The sequence below is a fragment of the Aureibacillus halotolerans genome, from assembly GCF_004363045.1.
Taxonomy (GTDB): domain Bacteria; phylum Bacillota; class Bacilli; order Bacillales; family DSM-28697; genus Aureibacillus; species Aureibacillus halotolerans.
Map to the genome: position 1 here is coordinate 168,955 of NZ_SNYJ01000004.1, position 16,871 is coordinate 185,825.

The window sequence follows — 16,871 nt, forward strand, 5'->3', positions numbered from 1 at the left end:
GGCTCTGTCATTAGCGGCGTTCGGCTACCCGTTTCACAATGCCGAGTAAGAAGCCGTCATACCCTTTTTTTCCGACGGTTTGGATGATCGTCGCGTCGACATCGTCGTTCTTTTCCAATGCGTCGATGAATTTCTGAATACCTTTAACACGTTCATCAGTTGTACCCGCGTCAATAATCTCACCGTCTCGGACGACGTTGTCGGCCACGAGAATTGTCCCAGGCCGGGAAAGAGCAAGAGCCCACGTCAGGTAATCGGGGTTGTTCGGCTTATCGGCGTCGATGAAAATGAAATCAAATGGCTCACCGCCAGCAAGTGAAGGCAACGTTTCCAACGCTGGACCTTCAAGAATGGTCGTTTGCTGGGCCATTCCTGCTGCCTCCACGTTCTTTCTCGCTACTTCTGCGTGTTTTGCCTCGACCTCCAATGTCACGATGCTGCCATCTTCCGGCAAGGTGCTGGCGAGCCAAATCGTGCTGTAGCCTCCGAGCGTGCCAATTTCGAGAATTCGCTTGGCACCACACATCGTTGCCAGCAATTGCAGATGTTTTCCTTGGGCGGCACTGACGTCAATGTCGGGAAGGTGTGCGGCTCTGTTGGCCTGACGTGCATTCTTAAGGGATTGTGGTTCACGGATGATGGTGCGTTCTGCATACTGGTCAACTTTTGTCCAAGTGTTTGCTGTGCTGTTCATTATGATCAGCCTCCTTAGTTGTAGTATAAGCTGGACTTAATGATAAATAAAATATATTATAAATATAAATACATATAAATAATTTATGATAGGTGGTCACGTTATGAATCTGCATGCGTTACGGCTGTTTTATCATGTCGCGCAAACCCGAAGTGTGACACAAGCGGCGCAATTGATGAACATCAGCCAACCAGCGGTCACATCGCAAATCAAAAAATTCGAGTTGGAATGCGGCACGCCCCTGTTGCAAAAAAAGGGGCGGGGGATTGAGCTGACCGAAGCTGGTGAGGAGCTGAGCATCCAGGCAAGAAAGCTGTTTTCTCTGGAAACGTATATGGAAGAGAGTCTGAGCTTGTATCGTGAGGCCAAACGGGGTTCACTGCGAATTGCTGCGACATACTTGCCGGCGAAATTTCTTCTTCCTCCTGCAGCCATTGCATTTAAAAAGGTCAATGACGGAGTAGACCTCGTTATTCATACGTCGAATTCGGAGGAAGTCTATCAACAGCTGATGGAGTACGAGGCTGATTTGGCGGTCTTTGGTGGGGGAGTCGAGGGACACCTCAAGGAACTTGAGTCAACAGCATTATATGAGGACGAGTTATGGTTCGTCGCTGCACCAGAGCACCAGCTTGCTGGAAAACGGGTGGCGCTTGCTGACCTTGCCATGGAATCATTTGTGATGCGGGAAGAAGGAAGCTCAACACGAGGGCGTCTCTTTGCCCTCTGTAAGGCGCATGGTGTGCCAGCTCCTCGTATTGCCCTTCAGTTTAACGGATTGCATGAGGCGATTGGCGCTGTCAGCGCAGGCTACGGGGTTAGTTTTGTTTCATCCCTTGTCGTCCGCGAGCAAGTGAAAAAGGGCGTGCTGCGGCGAATTGACGTCGAAGGCATTGCCCCGATGGCCAATCCTATTTTCGTATGTTGGCGTCGTGACGATGTGCTGTCGCCGGTAGCAGCGCAATTTCTCCAACATATCCAGCCATAACCCAGGGGCTTCCTGAGGCAAAAGCCACCCTAATAACCAAACAACTATAGCCACAGCCACATATTTCGCTGTTGGTAGCACATTAGTAACCCATTACTCCTTCCACACTCACATGGTTACGAACAAAAAAAGAACCATGCTCATCGGCTTGTCCGATGGTTCATAGTTCTATAACGTTAGGAATCAATTAAATCTCGACTTGAAATGTTTTAACATACACAGCGGTCCCTGTCATAACGACGGTTAGCTGGTTGTCGCGACGCTCCACTGCAATGTGAACTTGCCCATCGCGCCCAAGCTCCTGTCCTTGTTCAACTGTAAACTCCAGTGAAAACTCATTTGGCTGGAGGTAGGTTGCGCAATATGCACCCATGACGCCTGATGCAGTTCCCGTCACGGGGTCTTCAATTGTCCCAGAATACGGAGACGAGAAGTGACGCGCGTGCATATCGCTGTCTGTATGCACAGTTTCAAAACAAAATGGATGAACGGACGCCCGCGGCATGTCTGAAAGAATGTCCGGAAACAAGTGGTTGTTAGGCTTCATTTGCTTCATCGCCTCAAGCGATCGAATTGGGACAAGAAGTGTCCATGTGCCGGTACTGCCATACACCGTTGGCATGGACAAGTCGATCTCCTCCTCATCAATGCCCAGTGCGTCTGCTAAGTCCTTCAATGAACCGCGGAAAGGTTTGAATTGTGGCGCAGCGTGTTGCATGGACAATTTTAGACCCGCTCCAGTTTCTTTGAGTTCAATCGGCAACAGACCTGCGTTAGTTTCAATCGTCAATGACTGTTTGTCTGGAAGCATACCGCGTTCCTTCATCGCAAACAGTGTAGCCATCGTCGCGTGACCACATAAATTCATTTCATGCCCCGGGGTGAAGTACCGAATGCGCAAATCGGCAACAGTTGAAGGCACTGGAAAGGACGTTTCATTGAAGCCAACAGCCTTGGCGATGGCGAGCATTTCGGTTTCGTCCAAAGCCTCCCCACCAAACACCAATCCTGCCGGGTTGCCTTCATTTGGAACGGTCGTAAACGCATCATAATGGTGGACGTCAATCGTTTTCATGAGAGTCTCCTGTTCTATTTTATCATTTGCTTCGTTTTTGCTAGTGAATACTACTAGTCTACCAAAACAGCTTTATTGTTGGCGAATGCTGTTTTTTCCCGTAAGCTAACAGGAGAAAAAATCCAAATAAGGGAAATTACGAAAGGCTGTGTAAAGATGCCAATTCGCTTCATTCATCTGTTCCTTGCTTTGCTTATCTTCGCAATAAGCTTTCAGCCTGTGAGCACCAAAGCAATTGACTCTCTTCAAGGGGTTGTTTATGGAAAAGAAATATTCGGTATAAACTCCAAGGCGCAATTCGATCTTTCTTTGAACATTCACGATCTCTATGTCACTAACGGAGGAGACATTCAATTGGAGGCAACCATAACCTATGACGGTACATCGCATGAGTGGAAAACGTCAGGAAAGGCTTATCCATCTGAAAATCTCTATTTAGGTGGCACTGTCCTGGCGTTTGAGGAAACCCCATCCTTTTGGGTACGTTCCTTTAAAATTGAGGAAGACGCCAAACCGGCACTTTTGCTCCCGGCCAATCAAGATCTTGCTGAGACCACTGTCATAAAAGCCGCACTTATTGATAAAGCTACTGGATCGCTTCTCTATGTGGAGGATGAGTTTCGAAATAGTGACATCGTCGCTGCCATTCAAGCCGTCTCAGAAACACCGACGAGAGCGGAAGCCATTAGCCAGGAAGCTTACGAACATTCTCTTAATGTCATTTGGCTGGCTGACTCTTGGTTCTATCACTATTTACCAGAACCTAAAAGACTACCAGACCACGAAGCGCGTTTGATTGACCAGCTGGTTGTGGGGATTGAAAAACTACCAACAGAACTTCAAGAACCGCTCAATGAAATCGTCGTCTTCTTTATTGAACATCTCCAAGAAAACCAAAGAAAAGACGGAAGGCCTTAAGACTACTGAGGCCTTCCATCTTCTTTCACCTTGTTTATGGGACAAAACGCTGAACAACGGTGCCTTTGCCTTCATTGACCTCAACCTCAGCTCGCGCACCGTTGATAAGCGTCAGTTGTGGGGGCACATGACCGAAATCAATATCGTACGCAATGGGAACATCAAGCTCCGCGGCAAGTTCTTGATACACATCCTCCGCGGTGTATCCACCTACCGACTGATTGGCACTGCTTCGTCCAAACAAAACGCCACTGCAATGAGCAAACCAACCGGCAAGCTTCATTTGGACGAGGCTTCGCCGCAAATCCGTTGTGTTTAATTCGCAATTCTCGAAAAACCACACGAGCGGTTCTCCATGGATCATTTCGTTTTGAAAGTGCTTTACATCGCCATACGGAGTGCCTACCAAATGCCGGATAATATCGATACAACCACCGAGCAACCTCCCTTGGATGGTTTCTTTGGAGCGCGACACTGTTTTCCACTCTGTAGGCTGGTCGAGATGATAGACACAAGGGGTTGGGTTTTCATGATCCCATTCACTTTGATACTTCACAGACGAATATTGACGAATCGATTCATTGCCCTTTGTCGAAAGCACTGCTTCCCACTTCCCTGTCGTCTCATCCCAATACTGTCCTCGTAGATCAACGAGATTTACGCCATGCGCCGTTGCTATTCCGGTCTTTAATGTCAACGCAAGCAAAAGACTGCTTGTATCCGAATAGCCAAGAATCCATTTTGCTTTCATATCTTCAAAACGTAAATGCTCAAGGATTTCGACGAGACGTTCGCCACCCCACGGCGGGATGATCAGATCAATGTGATCGCTTTCCATCATCTTCTGAAGCTCTAGCGCTCGTTGGCGCGCAGGGGCTGACATCGCTTTTTCCTGCGTCCATACCGTGTCGCCAAACGAAAGCGAATAGCCTTCCTTCGTCAGTCTTTTTTCAGCATCCTTCAATAGCTGGTGAAGCGCCTGCGGTACTCCTGAGGATGGCGCCGTCACACCAATCGTAGCGTTTTCTTTTAGACTAGGGTATTGCATCAAACCACCTCCAGTTTCAATGAGTCTAGCAAATGCGCTTGTGGGTGGCAATGTATTTTTCAAAAGATGGTTCCAAGAATAAATCCGATCAGTACTAGAGTTGGTGGGTTGACTTCGCATTTACCTATCTAACATAAACAACGTTCCCGTTTCACGTGAAACACAACTCACTAAGATAACGTCAACTCATTGACTGTACCGAATTCCTTCCCTAACTGAAAAACATGGGAATCCCATTCACAATACAAGACATCTGGTTGTTTTATTGTTTCATATAACAAGTGAAAGGATGAGCTTGGGATGCCGCAGTAATCAGCCAACCCAACGTTAAAGTAATGACGCATCATTTGATCATACCCACGTTTCTCAAATCGTTCCACAGGAGCTCCAGCGAGACTGATCCAGGAAATATGCTGGTGAGGCAGAGAGCCTCCTGGTCCATAAGCGTTGCTATAGTTCCAAACGCGATCAATATACCCTTTCATAATGGCGGGCATGCTCCACCACCACAATGGAAAAATAAATGCCAACCCATCATAGCTGTTCATGCGATGTATTTCCTTTTGGACAACAGGAGAATACTGTTGCTTACTAGCATTCCAATCAGGTTCATCGGCCTCTCGAAGCACAGGGTCAAATTCATCTCGATATAAGTCAAGGATGTCTCCGCAATGCCCACCCGCTTCTAACCCTTCTATAAATCTTTTTGCAAGCTGTATCGTTAAAGATGACTCTCGTGGATGTGCGACAATAACAAGGACATTCATACACCTTCTCCTTATGCATAGTTATTTTCTTATAGAAAGTATAAATCCAATCTTTCAATCAGTAAAATTGAAGTTTATAATAATAATCATCTAAATAAGTGATACAAAGGAGAATACTTATGGAACTACGGCAACTACTTACCTTTAAAACGATTGTCGACACAGGTAGCTTTAGCGCAGCTGCCGAAGAGCTCGGCTATGCCCAATCCTCCATAACGGCTCATATGAAAGCTTTGGAAAAGGAGCTCGGACAACCATTGCTTGATCGCTTAGGGAAAACCGTGCAGCTCACCCAAACAGGTCGCCGTTTCCTGCCTTACGTCGAAGAGATGCTCTCACTGCATGATACAGCGCTTGAGGCTGTCACTCAGAACGATACGCCCTCTGGACCGCTCACCATCGGCGCAACTGAATCGATGATGGTGTACTGGCTCCCTGGATTCATCAATCATTTCAAAAAAATGCACCCCGCTGTTGAGCTCCAGGTTGTCCCGGTTGACTACTTAACTGTCGCTACCCAGCTCCAGCAAAACGAGATGGACATTGCGATGCTTTTAGAAAAGCCATCATGGAAGCCACCGAATGTAACTGCCCTTCCATTTCAAGAAGAACGGTTGTCTATCGTGCAATCCGCTCAGCACTTTCCTGTGGAAACAATGCTTTTTACGGAAAAAGCATGCAGCTGGCGCCCTATTTTCGAAGAGTATCTTCACCAACATGGCCAAGGTATCTTTCAAAAGCTCGAGCTCCCAAGTGTCGAAGCCATCAAGCAATGTGTTCTTTGTGGATTAGGTATCTCCATGCTGCCGAATTTTGTCGTTGAGGAGCAAATCAAAAAAGGCGAGCTGGTCGCCACAGCGTGGGACACAACTCACCATTCGTTACAGATGTTTGCTGCAGTTCACCAAAACAAATGGCACTCTGCCAATATGACCGCATGGCTAGATACTATACAACTCTTTACAAAAGAATAACTTTTTTTGTGTTGGTTACCGTTAGCTTTTGTCATTCGATTGGATGGATAACGTCCATTCGTACACCGGAACCACTTCAATGGAAGAGATATAGGCAAGCGATGGGTCCACATCTTCCTTCCTTGCCGCCATTGGAGAATCCGTCTTCACATGGCGCTGCTCCTTCGGGGGCGATACATAAAGGTACATGCCTTTGTTGATGAGGTCTTTTTCATAACGCTTTAAACCAATCTCCCACGTTGTTCCATTGTTAAAATTGTCATGAATGAGCTCTCCATCAATAAAAGCGTAGCCAATATCTCCTGTATAGTTCACTTTCAGCAACAGTTCCTTTACGCCGTCAAACTGGTCAGGCTGAAAATCAAGCGTCGCTTTTGCGCCTCCGACTTTTGTAACGTCGACGTTACTCTGTCGTGGCTTGCTGCCTTCAAGGACGTAAGAAGTGAATACACCCTCGTCACCATTGCGTTCCTGCGTTGTGCATCCTTCCTCTGCCTCAAGCGACAGATTTGGAAAGGCAGAGAGGTTCATCTGATCGGCAGACGTTTCTATCCGTAATCTCCCCTGCTCTGACAGTACGGCTTCCTCACAAAGCAGTAAATGCTGCTTTGCATCAACCTCAATCTCCCATAGCCGCAAGCTTTCCTCATCCGTCAGTGTGAGAAGTGCCACCTTTTGACCATCCGCAGTCTCAAAATGCAATGGCGCCTGACTCGCACCAGCTTCTACGTTAAAAACAATGCTCGTCTCATCCTCAAGCGCTGCACTCTTAGACCAATTCTTCATCGTTTTGCGTTCAAAAGCATATTCCGGCGTCATGCCTTTCGGAGCAAAAAACACATAATAGACCGTTCCCTCATGCGCCATCTTCGTGATTAACTGCGCGGTGGCGTAACGCAGCTGTGCACCACTCATATCAAGCTGGTATGGCAAGACGCAGGAGGTGTTTTTCGCGAGAGAAAAACCGCCTTCCTTTGGCAAGCGAAGGGTTTCCTGATCCAGCTCAAGCTCAATCGCCACATCGCTTTGATCCTTCATCGCAAAGTGGTCCTGATACGTATTGATAAACACATACCCACTATTTCCATCGCCCCGCACTGCATAGCGTAGCGTGTCCGCATCCTCAGGCTCGAGCGTCTGATTTGTGTCAGGAAGGACGGTTTTCGTTCTATTAAAAGAGTCCTGAAAGGTTTTAAAAAATAGATGCAACCGTTTCAGGCGATGGTACGAGGCTCGTAGCTGCCCAAACTCCCCAATCGGCGCCTGGTAATCGTATGAGATTTTTGGTGTCGCTCCTTCATTAAGGAAAGGCGTTTCCGTGCCTTTCGGGTTAGAGCCCCCATGAAACACATAGTAGCCAACCATATTGCATCCACCAGCTACCTTGATTAAGGTCATCGCATCAACACTTTCATACGGAAGCGCAAAACGATAATTGTAAAAGACCGTCATGCCCCCACCCATCTCACAACAGGCAAAAGGCACAGACTCGGGGTCATACATAGGCTCAAAATTATAAAAAGGCACAACCTGTTTGTTATGGTAATCGCGAAAAATGAATTCGGGCGTAGCAGGGTGTTCCTTTACATCGCCATAAAAAATCCATGGCCAAAAGGCGTAGCCTCCCCATAAAGGAAGCACCTCAGATGTAGGAGCTGCAGCACCACCCCATCCTGTTGCTGTATAAAACGGCGTGATAATTCCTTCCTCTTCAGCCATTTTTCTCAGCACTTTAATATGGGCATCCCCATCTCTGCCGCCTGTGACCCACTCCTGGCTCGTCCCCGTCGTGATCTCCCATGGAGCCGCTGAATGCTCATATTCATTTTCAATTTGTGCGGCAATGATGGGCCCACCATCTTTAAAATAAAGCCCTTCAATTTGCTTAGCGATCTCTTGGTAAAACCGGCGCGCAAACGCAAGGTATTCCTCATCGTTGGAACGCAAATCAAACGGGCGCCCGAAGAGCCAATCCGGCATTCCTCCATTTCGTCCTTCCCCATGAGCAAAAGGCCCAATGCGGACGATGGCATAAAGATCGTGCTTCTGACACAGTGTAATAAATCGACGAAGGTCACGATCGCCTTCCCAGTCAAATACACCCTGACATTCTTCATGATGATTCCAAAACACATAGGTCGGTACAGTGTTGATGCCCGCCATTTTCATTTTCAATAATTCGTCATCCCAGCGTTCACTCGCATACCGACTAAAATGAAACTCGCCGCTAATACCGAAGTAAGGGGCATCGTTCATTTCAAGGTAATAATTTGTAAATTGTAAGGTCTGGCCATCTGGATGAACGCCTTTGAGATGAGGCAACGCAGGATAAATGTCTTTATGAAGATTGGCTACTTTTATTGTATACGTTTTCATATCTATCTCCACCTTGTCTATGAAGTGTAAGCGCGCTGCTGGGGAAATCTTTTTTAATCAGAGCACACAAAATAGCGGGACGTTCTAGCGAAAAAAAATTATTCGAACATGTAGTGTAGAGTGCCCCATCAGGTAACGTAGATCTTATTTTATTCAGGATGAGTTATGGTTCTTGTTTTCGCACAAGTTAACTGCTGGAAAACATTTTCTCTAGGCAAACGGCTATACATTCGTGTTCACCCTAAAGGGTAAAAGTGCAACATCGACTCGAAAGGATTTCATCGTATTTTCTTTGTCGCAGGAGTCTCACTAGTAGCCGTTTTTGGTTTATGATAAAGAACGAATCAAATGAGACCGACCTTTTATGGTTTCTCTTCATTCCTTTACCAAACGACATTCATGTAAAAGGCACCAGGTGATCTACCTTGAAACATTGTCCGTACTTGCCTGATTTGGTTGCCACACAGCTTTTTACCTTCTATACGAAACCAAGCCACAATAAACAATGTACACAGAAATAAACATCAGCGTAGTCAACATACGTAGACTCTAGTGGGATCAGCGCGAGCTGAAGATCCCCTCGGAAAGCCTGCTTTCCGAGGAAGCTGAAGCCGTGCCCCACAGAAAGCGAAGTTTGTTGACGCAGCGGTCGTCATTCCCGTGCACCCTAGCGCATCTTCAACTCGAAAAGACCTCGTCGTGTTTTCTTTACTTCTGGAGTCTCACTAGTGACCGCTTTTGGTTATTGTAAAGAACGAATGAAATGAGATAGACTTTGTTGGTTCAATTTCGGTCATGAACTAAGGTAGTGGAAAAGGCACTAGTATGCAGGAAAATGACGATACCAAATGCTATAGGAGCTTATGCGAAACGCTGCGCATCTCAACGAACCCCTGTTTTTGGTAAAATGCCTTTGCTGCTGTGTTTAATAGCCAGTAGTCTAACTCCACCGATGTCATATCATGCTCACGCGCAAGGTCTTCCACCGCTTGCAATAACGCCTTCCCGTACCCTTTTTGTCGCCGCTTACTTGATATGCAAAAATGGTGAACATACAGTGTAGAAGTTTCATATTTGAAAGGATTTTCTTGCGTATTTTTCAATTCCACCCAAGCATATCCAACTGCCTGCCCCTCATCTTCAGCGAGCAAAAATATGTTGGAAGGCTCATCCAACTTAGCTTTGTATGCCTCAAATACTGCCTCATAAGAATATGGCTTGAATCGCTCGGGATACATCGCTGCATGCATCGAGTGCACTTCTTCGTTTAATTGGGCCAGAAGGTGGATATCTTTTGATTGTGTAATGTTCATCCTATGATCTCTCCTGTGAAAGCGATTTAAAGTATTGTATACAGACTACCTAAGAATTTGGTCTTTGCCTAGCCTTCAAATTGCGAAAATAGATAGACAATACAACATACTGGGAGTCGTGCTATAAAAATAACAAAAGGATTCTAAGCATATAAGTCGAGCAGTCTGCAGCTATTCATAAGCATCTACTTTATTTTGATAGATACTTACATACTGAGCAAACTGAAAATTTCCATTCCTCATCCAATTTTACTTGTACTTCTCAATCGCTTCCTCATCCCAGATCTGCACTTCAATATATCGCTCTGGTCCTAACTTTCCGTCCCGGTTCCATACTTGCGGATACCCGAACCGCTTGATTAGTTCGAATATTTCGGGCTTGGTGTATACTTTTCCTCGATATGGCTTCCCGTCTTGATAGCGCATCGTCGGAAATAAATCCCCATATGTAAAACTTATGCGCAGCGGATCGAACGCATCGCATCGAATCCTGATTTCGCTTCCTTCTCGGTACCAGCTTTTGAGCCAACTACACGCTCCAAGCGTCATGTAATGCGGATACTTAGACTGTGGCTCCCCGCCCTGCTGGATAAATAAATCCCTCGCCTTGCTTTCCAGTTCTCTTCGAATAACCAGATAATCATCTGCTCTTTGACTGGCGAACACATCTCCGGCTTCCCTTAGCTTTTCGTGTATGCTTCGTGCTTCATCGATTTTCAAACTTGAAAGGGTCTTAAAGGGTCCCCTTTCATATTCATAATAGTGATATAAATATTGTTCCATCTTTGCGCCCCTATATAATTTCAAATGTACGAGTAAAACGCTCTCTTTGTAATGGCATGGCGATACTCGTCCATCCACGACCTGTTTGTTCTTGATACACATTTTCCGTCCTATACGTCCTGCTGCAACCAATCCTCTCATAGCCTCTAATTTCTGATTCATTCAAATCTAATACTGTTATGAACCCATTTCTCCTATGAAAACGATTGTATTAAGACTACCTAATTACTTGCTGCTTGCCTAGCCTTTAAATTGCGAAAATAGATAGACAATACCACCAGCTCGACTTACAATAATTTCTAAGGGAAAAGATAGTAAATTCTATTCGCCCCATACTAGGAGGGATTTCTATTAGAATCATAAAATATGTGCTTTTTCTCACAGCGTTGTGCCTGTTTCCGCAGGAGATATTCGCCGCAGGTACGGGCGATGACCCACGTCCAATAGAGGATATGCCGACGGAGGAACAGGTCAGAATACATACAACCAAGGACAAGCTAATCGACATTCTTGCGAGCAGTGAAACCTATCAAAATGGTACGCACTGCACCGAGCCATCTCCTCCACCGTTGCAAGGTTTATTCAAGCTCATGTGTCAGGATGCTCCACAGGAAGAGGTCTTGCAATACATCCAAGTGCTCATGACGCTTGAAGCGTTTTATTCCTATCCCACCTCAGATGATGCCTCTCTTTCACTGTTCAACGACCTTTTCAACATGACCCAGCCTCTTCCATTGCAATGGATGCCAACGACAGTGCCATTGTATTTTAATGTGAGGGAAAGTGGCGAGAGCCAATGAAGGTCGTTTAGCATACATATGAAATGAAAAGCCTACGAGACATCTCTTCACATTGAATTCATCATTAAAGCACAACAAAACCCTCGTGGCTCAAAGGACAGAGATCCCTTAAGTCACGAGGGTGCATGTATTCTTCCTTATACCAATGCCTTATCCACCGACACCGCTCTATCCAGCGGACGAAACACGAGCTGCAATCGACCTTCATCATACAATGTGGTGACCTTCATACGATACACTGGCTCGATCACTTCTGGGACGAGCACTTCAGCAGTTGGCCCAGAACTAACAACCTTGCCATGGTTGAGCAGAACGAGTTCATCACAGTATCGAGCTGCCAGATTTAAATCATGCAAGACAACTACGGTTGTTTTCCTTAAGGAACGAACGAGCTGAAGAATGTCATGCTGATAATGAATGTCCAAATGGTTGGTCGGCTCATCCAGCAGGAGCTGCTCGGCTTGCTGGGCAAGCGCGCGGGCAATAAATGCTCGCTGCTTTTCGCCACCTGACATTGTATGAAAACGCCGATCGGCCATATGACGTAAGCCTACTTTTCGCAAGGCATCGGCAGCAATCTCGTAATCCTCAGCACTATACGAGTGAAACGACGACCGGTGAGGCGAACGACCGAGCAACACCATATCTGCCACAGACATGACGGCCTCTGATGACGGCTCCTGCGCCACGACAGCCACTCGCTTCGGAAGCTCTCGTGGGGACAGGGAAGACACAACATCCTCCCCTATTTGAATTCTCCCCGTTTTTGGCCGAAGTGCTGCGTAAAGTGTTCGCAGCAACGTCGATTTCCCACTTCCATTCGGCCCAATCAGCCCGACCATTTTTCCCGATGCGGCGTGAAGGTCGACCCCAGAAAGCACCTGTGCTTCATCATAAGCGAAAGAAACATTTGTGGCTCGTATCATACGGATCACTCCTTTCGATAGGGAATTGTTTACCTTTTCATATCATCTAACCTTGGATCAGACAGCCCACAGGTGCCTGGCACGAGCAGCGTGGCGAGGGCAGCCGCTCCTGTGAGCAGCCCACACCAAAGCAGCACTGGTGTTTGTCCTACGGCTGTCATTGCGAAAGGGAGAAAAATCAACCCTAAAGGAGCAATGCCATAAGACACCATGAAATCAAAGGAAAACACTCTGCCTAACTTGTCGGGTGCGACTTCTCGCTGGATGGCACTAAACCAAGGAATATTGAAGGCCTCAATGCCTGCACCGCCTAGAAAATAGGCAAGCAAAACAAGGACAGCGCCAAACATAGGCGATTCTGGCATGATCGTGAGCGCCATTGGGACAGCAGCAAACAAGCTTAGCCCAACAAACGCTAACACGCCTGGGGCACGAGGCGTCCATTTTGCCATAAGAAGTGCCGCGCCTAGCGCACCTAACGAATAGCTTCCTAACGCGATGCCGATAAACGCATCACTTCCAAACACCCCTCTGCTAATGGAAGGTAAACTGAGCTGCTGAGACGAAAAGCCAAACGTTAACCAAACAGACAACGCCGCAAGACCAGCAATAAACCAACGATGCCTAAGGACTTCACGTAATACGTCCCCTATCTCCAGAAAAAGATTTGCACGAGCGCCGACACTTGAAGGGCGTGATGCGCGTGGGAGGAACCAGGCACACCATGCTGAACTTAGCCAGAAAAATGAGATGATCAGTAGCGTTGTTGGTCCACCAATAAAGGTATAAAGCACAGTCGCCAAAGCTGGTCCTGTAACGAGCAGTACACGGTTGCTGAAGGTGGAGACAGCATTGGCCTGCTGGCGCTGCTGCTCAATGACGACCTCACCAATAAGCGCCTGATACGCTCCGCGAAACATGCCCTCTCCCAATCCAGCCACTAATATAGCGATGCACAGGAGGGGTAACGAAACGTCAAAGACTAGCATTGCACACAAGACGGCTACGCCTCGCACGACACTCGACAACACGAGCACCGTCCGGCGGGCGTACCCATCAATAATCGAAACACCGAGCACTGCCCCTAGAACAAACCCAAGTGTTCTCGCACCTAACACCACGCCTAACACTTCAATCCCCCCGTATTGATCAAGTAAAAATAACGTAAGGGCGATTGGCGTAATTGACGTTGCTGCCCCTGACAGCGTGTAGCTGATCCATGCCAAACGGAAAGTAGGTTCCTTTAAGATGTCGAACATTGGTGCCGTCTCCTGTAAGTGTGTAGCCTTTTAGATGTGTATTTCATTTCCGTCCCTTCTTTCTTCTTCCTCATCCATCGGAACGCATGCGTCGTACCAAGAAAAATAAGAACGGCGCTCCTGCGATCGCTGTCATAATACCTAAAGGCAGTTCACGCGGGGCGAACACCATCCGCGAGACAAGATCCGCCCATACGAGAAAGGATGCGCCGAGCAGTCCGGCCACAGGAAAGAGTCTGCGATGCACGCCACCAACACAAAGCCTTGCCACATGAGGCACTATCAGACCGACAAAACCGATCCCTCCCGAAACCGCAACAGCCGCTCCGACACATAGCGATACGACGATTAACGCTTGCACACGAACTCTAATGGGCGGACTTCCTAAGGCATGCGCCGTATCGTCTCCAAGCATTAAAGCGTCAAACCGTCTTGACCATAAGAACAGCAGTACAAACGTAATTAACACAATCGGAAAAGCCATCCAAACAGAGGGCCAGTTCGCGCGCGTGAGCGATCCGAGCAACCAAAACAGCACTGCGCGTGCGCCTTCAGGTGTATCGGACGCAAAAATCAAAAAGCTTGTGACGGCATTTAACACATACCCTACAGCCACCCCAGCGAGCAGCAAGCGGACCGACGTCATTTTGCCTCCGCTTAAAGCAAGAACAAACACAATGGCTGTAGCGAGCAATGCACCTAAAAAAGCACTCCCTGTTAGCGCGCTTGATCCAATGGAGGAACCGACACCAAACAAGATCGTTAAGGCTGCCCCGGTAGACGCCCCAGCACTTACCCCGAGCAAATAAGGCTCGGCAAGCACGTTGCGTACCAAGGCCTGCAACGCCACACCCGAAATGGCAAGCGCCGCCCCAACAATAGCTGCCAGAAGGACACGTGGTGTGCGCACGAGCCAGACAATGCTGTCCTCTGAATCACTCCACGTCATATCCACACCACCGACCGTATGATGAACAATAATGCTCGCGACCGTCGCCGGGTCTATAGTGACAGGACCTATGCCAACAGTGATTGGAATGCTTCCAAGCAAAAGTAAACTAAGACCGAGAATCCACAACGCTGTCCGCACGGCACGCTGACGGTAGTTAAGATCATCCACAGTTTTGTGCGTCTGAACGGAATCCTGTTTATTTTCCAACCGATGATTCTTCCTGCGAGCTGCCATCTTCTGTGTCACTGCTTTCATTCACCAAGTTAGACAGCATTTCCAGTCCTTCAATAGCGAGCGACCCGTGACCTGAATAAAAGAAATTAAGCGCATCAATTTGATTGTTCATAATAGCAGGAACGGAAGCGATATCTGGCCGTTCTGTAAGAACAGATTGGACACTTTCCTCGGTAATGTCAGCAGGTTCATGCAATGCGATTATGCGCTCGGGTGCCGCGTCAATAAATGATTCTATGCTTGGCTCAAAATAACGCTCACTCGTCTCCTCGAACACATTTGTTAAACCGACGTACTCCATCTGCTGGTGAATCATGCTTCGATTCCCATAGGCACCAATTCCTCCACCACCGCCTGCAACAAAGAGCGCAGCCACTTTCGTATCATCAGTTGATGCCTGCTGCGCCCGCTGTTTCACCTTTTCAACGCGGGCTTTCATGTCGGCTACCGCGGCATTGGCAATGTCCTCCGTACCCAAAATGGTGCCTAGCGTTGCCACATCCTCATAAATGCCTTCTAGCGGATTTTCAATGGTCGATTGCCCCGCACCAAAACCGCCACAGTACCCGTTGATGACATAGGTTGGAATTCCAGCAGCCTCTAAGTCCTCTGGTTCAAAGCCACTCAGACCAAACGCAACGACCAAATCCGGGGACTCGCCGATGATCACCTCTCGTGACATTTCTGATGCTGTATGTATAGGCAGTTGCTTCTTTTCACCAAGGACCTCCTCAGCTTCCCCTAACGGCTCTCCGACAAGCGGTGAAAACGTATTGATTTTATCGGAACCGCCAGCGGAGTGAATCAGTGTACCCGCCTCGCCACCAATGACGTACAAACGTTCAGGCGGCGCCTCAATGGTCACCTGACGCCCACAGTTTTCAATCATCATAGGAAAGCCTGAGCTTGCCGTCTCCTCACTCGTCGTCGTTTGATTTGCACATCCAATGAGGGAGACAGATAGTAAAATCCCCCCAATAGCACGGCTTAGTGGACTGAAAATCAATGTCATTATAATGGCCTCTTCTCTCAGTTATGTTGTTATTCAAATGCATATATATCGCCGTCACAAATCGTAATTATTACGATTTATTACCGACGTTATCATAGCACCCTCTCATTAGGACGTCAAGGGGTTTTATGGAAAGAAGCGCGCCTCATCACGCCCTTCTCAAAGGGAGTAGGACAATGCAGTGACAATATGGTACGTTTTAAGGAGGAAAGCGATTGGAGAGGATGTCCGTGAAGCTGTTTAAAGACCAATATGCGTGGATTCGAATGACGAGAGAGAATACGTTCCGTTGCTGCGAGTTGGTACAGGACGAAGAGTATCGACAAGAACTCAACGGCTTCGGCTGGGCATCGATACGTGACTTGCACGTTCACGTCGCTGAATGCTATCAGAATTGGCTTGCTGTATTTGGCCTAAAAGAAGCGATGACTATCGTTACCCCTGAAGATGTGGAGAACGTTAATGATATGAGACGAGTGTTTTCAACCATCGATTCGCTGGTGGCGAGATTTCTCGAGGAATTTGATGGTCAAAACGAGACACACATTTGTGGCAAAGTGCCCTGGCAGAAAGAGGAGGAATCGCTCTCTGTGTTATGGCTTTATACTCATACCACCACGCATGAGTTCCATCATAAAGGACAGATTGTAAGCATGATTCGGCAGCTAGGGTACACACCCATCGATACGGATTTACTCATCCCTGATGATGTTGAAACCTATTTTTCTAAAAAATGATTCGTAGGAGGTCCT

16 protein-coding genes are annotated in these 16,871 nt (G+C 47.4%); 5 read left to right on the forward strand and 11 right to left on the reverse strand.

Features of this window, described 5'->3' with window-relative positions; translation table 11 throughout:
• Positions 1-10: 10 nt before the first annotated feature.
• On the reverse strand, positions 11-694 hold the full coding sequence (locus EV213_RS06735; RefSeq protein WP_133579745.1) for an O-methyltransferase: 684 nt from the start codon (positions 692-694) through the stop codon (positions 11-13).
• Positions 695-797: 103 nt separating this feature from the next.
• Between EV213_RS06735 and EV213_RS06740 the strand changes: the two genes are divergently transcribed.
• Entirely contained in the window at positions 798-1,682 is an 885-nt protein-coding gene (locus tag EV213_RS06740; protein WP_133579746.1) for a LysR family transcriptional regulator, read from the forward strand.
• Positions 1,683-1,869: 187 nt separating this feature from the next.
• Here EV213_RS06740 and EV213_RS06745 read toward each other — a convergent pair whose 3' ends face one another.
• Positions 1,870-2,757 carry a PhzF family phenazine biosynthesis isomerase gene (locus EV213_RS06745; RefSeq protein ID WP_133579747.1) on the reverse strand — a complete coding sequence of 296 codons (888 nt, stop codon included), beginning with the start codon at positions 2,755-2,757 and terminating at the stop codon, positions 1,870-1,872.
• Positions 2,758-3,111: 354 nt separating this feature from the next.
• Here EV213_RS06745 and EV213_RS06750 point away from each other — a divergent pair, with 354 nt between their 5' ends.
• Entirely contained in the window at positions 3,112-3,675 is a 564-nt protein-coding gene (locus EV213_RS06750) for a hypothetical protein (protein WP_133579748.1), read from the forward strand.
• Between the two features lie 34 nt (positions 3,676-3,709).
• Here the strand turns inward: EV213_RS06750 and EV213_RS06755 are convergent, their stop codons facing one another.
• Together EV213_RS06755 and EV213_RS06760 are read right to left on the reverse strand one after the other, a co-directional pair.
• Positions 3,710-4,726, reverse strand: a complete 1,017-nt coding sequence (locus EV213_RS06755) for a S66 family peptidase (protein WP_133579861.1) — start codon at positions 4,724-4,726, stop codon at positions 3,710-3,712.
• A 167-nt stretch (positions 4,727-4,893) separates the two neighbouring features.
• Positions 4,894-5,490 (reverse strand): NAD(P)H oxidoreductase, encoded by a 597-nt coding sequence (locus EV213_RS06760; RefSeq protein ID WP_133579749.1) that lies wholly within the window; start codon positions 5,488-5,490, stop codon positions 4,894-4,896.
• 119 nt (positions 5,491-5,609) lie between these two features.
• On the opposite strand from EV213_RS06760, the gene EV213_RS06765 reads away from it, so the two are divergent.
• Positions 5,610-6,464: a LysR family transcriptional regulator gene (locus EV213_RS06765; protein WP_133579750.1), complete on the forward strand. Its 855-nt coding sequence runs from the start codon at positions 5,610-5,612 to the stop codon at positions 6,462-6,464.
• Between the two features lie 21 nt (positions 6,465-6,485).
• Here the strand turns inward: EV213_RS06765 and EV213_RS06770 are convergent, their stop codons facing one another.
• The 3 genes from EV213_RS06770 to EV213_RS06780 form a co-directional block, all read right to left on the reverse strand.
• Positions 6,486-8,840 (reverse strand): beta-galactosidase, encoded by a 2,355-nt coding sequence (locus EV213_RS06770; protein WP_133579751.1) that lies wholly within the window; start codon positions 8,838-8,840, stop codon positions 6,486-6,488.
• 851 nt (positions 8,841-9,691) lie between these two features.
• Positions 9,692-10,153, reverse strand: coding sequence for a GNAT family N-acetyltransferase (locus EV213_RS06775; protein WP_133579752.1), 462 nt, complete (start codon positions 10,151-10,153; stop codon positions 9,692-9,694).
• Between the two features lie 249 nt (positions 10,154-10,402).
• A complete protein-coding gene (locus tag EV213_RS06780; RefSeq protein WP_133579753.1) occupies positions 10,403-10,936 on the reverse strand; it encodes a hypothetical protein in 534 nt (177 codons plus the stop codon).
• Positions 10,937-11,304: 368 nt separating this feature from the next.
• Here EV213_RS06780 and EV213_RS06785 point away from each other — a divergent pair, with 368 nt between their 5' ends.
• The gene (locus EV213_RS06785) at positions 11,305-11,736 is read left to right on the forward strand and encodes a hypothetical protein (protein ID WP_133579754.1); all 432 of its coding nucleotides are present in this window, start codon (positions 11,305-11,307) and stop codon (positions 11,734-11,736) included.
• 137 nt (positions 11,737-11,873) lie between these two features.
• Here EV213_RS06785 and EV213_RS06790 read toward each other — a convergent pair whose 3' ends face one another.
• The 4 genes from EV213_RS06790 to EV213_RS06805 all read right to left on the reverse strand — a co-directional run bounded on the left by EV213_RS06790 (position 11,874) and on the right by EV213_RS06805 (position 16,119).
• Positions 11,874-12,662, reverse strand: coding sequence for an ABC transporter ATP-binding protein (locus EV213_RS06790; RefSeq protein ID WP_133579755.1), 789 nt, complete (start codon positions 12,660-12,662; stop codon positions 11,874-11,876).
• Positions 12,663-12,691: 29 nt separating this feature from the next.
• Positions 12,692-13,921 carry an MFS transporter gene (locus EV213_RS06795; RefSeq protein ID WP_133579756.1) on the reverse strand — a complete coding sequence of 410 codons (1,230 nt, stop codon included), beginning with the start codon at positions 13,919-13,921 and terminating at the stop codon, positions 12,692-12,694.
• Between the two features lie 70 nt (positions 13,922-13,991).
• Entirely contained in the window at positions 13,992-15,080 is a 1,089-nt protein-coding gene (locus tag EV213_RS06800) for a FecCD family ABC transporter permease (protein WP_208112718.1), read from the reverse strand.
• On the reverse strand, positions 15,070-16,119 hold the full coding sequence (locus EV213_RS06805) for an ABC transporter substrate-binding protein (RefSeq protein WP_133579757.1): 1,050 nt from the start codon (positions 16,117-16,119) through the stop codon (positions 15,070-15,072). Before EV213_RS06805 ends, EV213_RS06800 begins: the two co-directional genes overlap by 11 nt.
• 224 nt (positions 16,120-16,343) lie before the next feature.
• Between EV213_RS06805 and EV213_RS06810 the strand changes: the two genes are divergently transcribed.
• Positions 16,344-16,856 (forward strand): DinB family protein, encoded by a 513-nt coding sequence (locus EV213_RS06810; protein ID WP_243740018.1) that lies wholly within the window; start codon positions 16,344-16,346, stop codon positions 16,854-16,856.
• Positions 16,857-16,871 lie beyond the last annotated feature (15 nt).

Excerpts from the sequence above, each read along its gene's own strand:
- EV213_RS06775 (WP_133579752.1), bottom strand. The coding sequence starts at position 10,153 with ATGAACATTACACAATCAAAAGATATCCACCTTCTGGCCCAATTAAAC.
- EV213_RS06735 (WP_133579745.1), bottom strand. The coding sequence starts at position 694 with ATGAACAGCACAGCAAACACTTGGACAAAAGTTGACCAGTATGCAGAA.
- EV213_RS06760 (WP_133579749.1), bottom strand. The coding sequence starts at position 5,490 with ATGAATGTCCTTGTTATTGTCGCACATCCACGAGAGTCATCTTTAACG.
- EV213_RS06810 (WP_243740018.1), top strand. The coding sequence starts at position 16,344 with ATGTCCGTGAAGCTGTTTAAAGACCAATATGCGTGGATTCGAATGACG.
- EV213_RS06795 (WP_133579756.1), bottom strand. The coding sequence starts at position 13,921 with ATGTTCGACATCTTAAAGGAACCTACTTTCCGTTTGGCATGGATCAGC.
- EV213_RS06790 (WP_133579755.1), bottom strand. The coding sequence starts at position 12,662 with ATGATACGAGCCACAAATGTTTCTTTCGCTTATGATGAAGCACAGGTG.
- EV213_RS06745 (WP_133579747.1), bottom strand. The coding sequence starts at position 2,757 with ATGAAAACGATTGACGTCCACCATTATGATGCGTTTACGACCGTTCCA.
- EV213_RS06765 (WP_133579750.1), top strand. The coding sequence starts at position 5,610 with ATGGAACTACGGCAACTACTTACCTTTAAAACGATTGTCGACACAGGT.
- EV213_RS06770 (WP_133579751.1), bottom strand. The coding sequence starts at position 8,840 with ATGAAAACGTATACAATAAAAGTAGCCAATCTTCATAAAGACATTTAT.
- EV213_RS06805 (WP_133579757.1), bottom strand. The coding sequence starts at position 16,119 with ATGACATTGATTTTCAGTCCACTAAGCCGTGCTATTGGGGGGATTTTA.
- EV213_RS06780 (WP_133579753.1), bottom strand. The coding sequence starts at position 10,936 with ATGGAACAATATTTATATCACTATTATGAATATGAAAGGGGACCCTTT.
- EV213_RS06740 (WP_133579746.1), top strand. The coding sequence starts at position 798 with ATGAATCTGCATGCGTTACGGCTGTTTTATCATGTCGCGCAAACCCGA.